The organism is Tunicatimonas sp. (assembly GCF_049647865.1).
In the GTDB taxonomy this organism is placed as follows: domain Bacteria; phylum Bacteroidota; class Bacteroidia; order Cytophagales; family Cyclobacteriaceae; genus Tunicatimonas.
The window spans coordinates 1-3161 of the sequence record NZ_JBARYM010000826.1 but is presented as its reverse complement, the minus strand read 5'-3'; the positions used below and the strand labels follow the sequence as shown (position 1 = coordinate 3161).

Sequence of the window (3161 nt, the reverse complement as noted above, 5' to 3'; positions counted from 1 at the left end):
TAAATAATACGGTAAGTACACTCGCCGTTTGTTCATTTTTTGCATAAGTAATCAACTCTACCGTTCCGTCCTGATCCACATCAATCACATCAAAGTATTTACCAATATGCTCAGACTCAACAAATCTTTTATTCTCCTGTAGCGAACGGAACAGTGGCTCTTCCGCCGAACCAATATTTTTGTAAAAAACTATTCCTCCCCCGCGGCGGACGTTAGCCAAAATATCTACCAAGCCATCTTGATCCCAATCGTATAGCTTATAATCGTACGCCAACCCTGGCAGCGGTGCTTTTATCGTTTGTCCGTAAGTGATCGGCTCATAGGGTACTGAATAGCGACTTTCCGGCCCCTCATCATCGTGAGAACTGGTAGTAATTTGTTCACCAGCGTTTGGTAGGCTTTGGCAGGAAAAACCCAACATTAGAACCACGAGAGCTAATACGTTATGAATCTGATGTTGGGTCGTTATCAATTGTAATTTGAATTTTCTACAAGCTAACAATTCAAACTTACTTTTATAAATATCACTACCGCAGCGGTTTATCTATGCAACGATTTAATATCCTTCATTCTGCGTAATCACTCCCAAGCTAAGCTGAACCTCCTGAATAGGAATAGGGTACAGTACGTGGTAAGGTTCTATGGTAACCTCCCCAAACTCATCGAGCAGGTGTGCTTGCATCACGTCAATAAGCCGGCCCGTACGCTTCAGGTCAAACCACCGGTGTCCTTCAAAGGCTAGCTCTACCCGGCGTTCTTGGTAAATCGCTTCGCGAAATTGCCCCTGCGTTAAGCCTTCTAGCGGTGCCAACCCCGCCCGGGTTCGAACTCGATTGACGGCGCTATAGGCTTCATCGTTAGGCCCACCTTCTAGTTCGTTAAGCACTTCAGCGTACATAAGCAGCACGTCCGCGTAACGTAATAAGGGAAAATTCATATCAGAATTAGAGCGCCGCGCTTGGGGTTCATAGTACTTAGCTACATAAACCCGATCTACCACAATTGAGTCGCCTACATTGTCAATGAGAATACCGTCCTGACTAATCACGTTTCCTTGGTACGTATACGTGCCGTCGGGTGTCAGGTACAAATCCCTACGTACATCTCCTTCCTCGTAGGCTTGGTAGATACCGGTGGGGCCTTCGGTCGGATAAAACGTAGAAAACGCTAGACTTGAGGAACGAGGAAAAAACGAAGTCATGTACCCACCGAAAAGGCTGCCTGAAGAAGCATCCAGCAAATGCTGAATCATAAAGATATGTTCCTTACTGTTTTTGTTCTCAGGATAAAATATCTCAGCGTACGTATCAAACAGCTCATAATCTCCTGAATTTATCACTGCCTCTAATTGGGTGCGGACTTCCGACCAGTTCTGAAGCGACATGTATACCTTAGCCAGTGCGGTTTGAGCGGCCCCTTTGGTAGCACGACCGAGGTCTGCTTCGTCGTAAGTAGCTGGTAAACGCTCAATCGCCCCATTTAGGTCAGCGATGATCTGCTGGTATACATCGGCCGTGGGCGATCGGGCAACGATGGCGCTGTTAACATCCGTGATTGGCTGGGTAGTAAGCGGCAGCGGACCGAACCAGCGCACCAGATAGTGATAATAGAAGCCGCGCAGAAAGAGCGCCTCGCCGGTAGCTTGCTGCTTCACAGCATCGCTCACTGGGGCTGCTTCTACGTTGCTAAGCACGTCATTGGCCCGGCTAATTCCCTGATAGAACGAATTATACATACCCCGAAGCACCCCGTTATCGGCGGTATGTACGTACCGATCAATGGCAATACGGTCCGAACCATTACGAATGTTCAAGTCATCGGCATTGGCGTCAGTTACAATATTGACATTTCGGTTCACCCCGTTGTTTCCGACCAGGCCATTATAGATGGCTATAACGGCGGCATCAACATCGGCTTCCGATTGGTAAAAGTTATTCGGAGATAGGGCGGAAAATGGCTCTTGCTCCAGTAGATCATTGCAGCCCCAGAAGAAGACCAAAGCAAACGTGATAAGAATAATTACTAGTTTCATAGCTACGTTGTTGAGTTTTTAAAATGTGATATTAATGCCTATGCGGTACGTTTTGTTGGTAGGATACGAATCGGAATCTACTCCGGGTATCACTCCGTTGTTGTTCGCATCCACCTCTGGGTCGAAGCCGGAGTAGTTAGTGAAGGTGAGTAGGTTTGTCGCGCTAGCAAATATCCGAGCCTGAGATACCGCTTGACCTAACAAGCCATTGGGCAAGGTATACCCTAAAGCGATGTTACGTACTCGCAAAAATGATCCGTCTTCCACAAAAAAGGTAGAGAACACCGGCAGCGGAGCCGAAGCATCGGGTCGGGGAATCGTATTGCTGGTATTGGGCCCCTGCCAATAGTTAATCGTCTCGGCCCGTAGGTTGGTTTCTCCGCTGGGGAACAGCAATAGCGAATTGATACCGTTAACCACTTTGTTGCCGGTGGTGCCGTTGATCAGAACGTTAAGCTCCCAGTTTTTATACGAAAGCGTGTTGTTCCATCCGAAGATGTAGTCAGGAATTCCACTACCGATATACTGTCGGTCGTCGTCGTTAGTAATGATCCCGTCGTTGTTTAAGTCGCGGTACTTTAGCCCTCCTAACCGTGACCCACCTACTGCAGATTGGTCTAGGGCATCCACTTCCTCTTGGGTTTGAAATAATCCGTCAAACACAAAGCCGTAGAAAGATCCAAAGGCTCCGCCCTCTTCCCATCGGCTAATTCCCCCAGCGGTGCGATTGCCTGCGTTAGGAAAGAAGGAGCCGCCAACAAACGAGGGATTTCTGTTTTCGGGAAGGTCTAGAATCTCATTTTGGTTGTAGGATACGTTCGCGCTAGACGTCCAGCGAAAATTGCTGCTACGCACTACGTCACCCCCCAGTGTTAGTTCAACTCCCTGAATCTGATACTCCCCGGAATTGGCCAAAATACCCCCAAACCCGGTATAACCCGGTAGGGGTAAGTTCGCTAGCAAGTCTTGCGTGTTTTTGGTATAGTAGTCGAAGGTAACGGACAATCGGCTGTTAAACAGAGCTAAATCAACCCCAGCATTAAACTGGCGGGTAGTTTCCCAACTCAGTGCGCTGTTGGGCAAGCGCACGTTTGCTGCGCCAACTAACTCTCTTCCTCCGATAATATAA

General features: G+C 48.0%; 2 protein-coding genes and 1 pseudogene. All 3 read right to left on the bottom strand.

What is annotated here, in order from left to right:
- Positions 1-472, bottom strand: a 472-nt coding sequence (locus WBA23_RS23885) for a hypothetical protein (RefSeq protein ID WP_424584789.1), incomplete at its 3' end; no start/stop codon positions are given.
- An 84-nt stretch (positions 473-556) separates the two neighbouring features.
- Positions 557-2032 (bottom strand): RagB/SusD family nutrient uptake outer membrane protein, encoded by a 1476-nt coding sequence (locus WBA23_RS23880; protein ID WP_424584788.1) that lies wholly within the window; start codon positions 2030-2032, stop codon positions 557-559.
- An 18-nt stretch (positions 2033-2050) separates the two neighbouring features.
- A pseudogene (locus tag WBA23_RS23875) lies at positions 2051-3161 on the bottom strand (SusC/RagA family TonB-linked outer membrane protein); the annotation flags it as partial.

Bases quoted from the DNA above. Each gene is read 5' to 3' on its own strand.
- WBA23_RS23880 (WP_424584788.1), bottom strand. From the start codon at position 2,032: ATGAAACTAGTAATTATTCTTATCACGTTTGCTTTGGTCTTCTTCTGG.